At 65.3% G+C, this 1,622-nt stretch carries 1 pseudogene; it reads left to right on the forward strand.

From position 1 onward, the window contains the following. Window positions 1-1,054 (forward strand): annotated as a pseudogene (locus tag ACTXPP_RS14035) (LLM class flavin-dependent oxidoreductase); the annotation flags it as partial. Between the last annotated feature and the right edge of the window lie 568 nt (window positions 1,055-1,622).

Consider the following 1,622-nt stretch of genomic DNA (forward strand, 5'->3'; position numbering starts at 1 on the left):
ACGGCGCCGGTCCTGAGCTGGGGGAGCGATTCCCTGACCTTGATTACCTCACGCAGGTCGCCAGGGCGGCCGAGTACAACGGTTTCGAGTCGATGCTCACGCCCACCGGACGGTGGTGCCAGGACGCCTGGATCACCACCGCCGCCCTGTTGTCTGTCACTGAGCGGCTGAAGTTCCTCGTGGCACTTCGCCCCGGTCTGGTCGGGCGACGCTGACTGCCCAGCAGGCGCAGACCTACCAGGAGATCTCCGGTAACCGATTGCTGCTGAACGTGGTCGTCGGGGGGGAAGACACCGAACAGCGGGCGTACGGTGACCACACGACCAAGGCGCAGCGCTACGCCATCGCCGACGAGTCCCTCCAGGTCGCCCACCATCTCTGGACCTCACCGCACCCTCTGGACTTCGCCGGTGAACACGTGCAGGTCGAGGGGGCTGCGCTGAACCGTCGTCCTGAGGTGGAGCCTCCGGTATTCTTCGGCGGTTCGTCGCCGGAGGGCATAGAGGTCGCCGCGGCACGTGCGGGCGTCTACCTCACCTGGGGCGAGCCACCGGAACAGGTGAAGGAGAAGCTCGACCGGGTCCGGGCACGCGCCGCCGAGCACGGCCGGGAGCTGGAGTTCGGCATCCGGCTGCACGTCATCGCGCGGCCGACGGCTGAGGAAGCCTGGGATTCCGCCCAGGGGCTCATCGACTCCCTGGATCCGGAGCGGGTCGCAGCCGCGCCGACGGGTCTGGCGAAATCACAGTCGGAGGGGCAGCGTCGGATGTCGGAACTTCACGATCGTGGTGGCATCTTCGAGAAGGGGCAGGACGCCCGGGCCCTCGAGGTGTCCCCGAACTTGTGGGCGGGTGTCGGCTTGGTGCGTGGGGGAGCGGGGACCGCCCTGGTCGGTTCTTACGAGGAGGTCGCGGCACGCATCACGGAGTACCGGGAGATCGGCCTGAACCACTTCATCCTCTCCGGGGTGCCGCACCTGGAGGAGGCCTACCACGTCGGCGAGGGAGTGGTTCCGGCATTGCAGGCACAGGGTGTCTCGGTGGCGAACCGGTAGGCATCGGTTCATCGTGGGGGAGTCAGCCCTGATCGCGCAGTGGCATGGTTTCACGTGAAACCAATCGTCGGGCGTCGGTGAGGCGAACGTAGACCAGGTCGGCAGAGAAATGACTTCGAGAGTTTCATAGGGGCGACATGCCGCGAAAAGTACGGTATCTCCACCATTCGGGATATACGTCACTGTGACGATCCCGGGAAAGCGATCATGTTTCACGTGAAACCGCGGGGGAGGGTAAGAATGGCCGTCCCGACTTGGTCGGCATCGGGTGTGGCCGTGAGACCGTCGACCAGGCCGACTCGCCCATTCGCATAGTTATGTCCGTCTCCGTTGGGGCGCAGACTCCCGGACGGCCAGTGTCACCTGTCCGAGGGTGATGTGGAGGGCATCTCACCGAATCAGACCCCGCTATCGAAGATGGTGAGTAGCGGAACGTCCTTCGCCTGTGTCGGTGGGAGGTAGAGTCAGTGATCAACGACGTGCCGTCGTAGGGAAACGGAGTGGTTCCCTCAGGACTCTGTCCCACGTGATCCGTGGGCGGCCGGACCCTCACCGCCAGGCCCTCGGT

Origin of the sequence: Candidatus Corynebacterium faecigallinarum (assembly GCF_052264515.1) — a bacterium.
GTDB classification, from domain to species: Bacteria; Actinomycetota; Actinomycetes; order Mycobacteriales; family Mycobacteriaceae; genus Corynebacterium; species Corynebacterium faecigallinarum.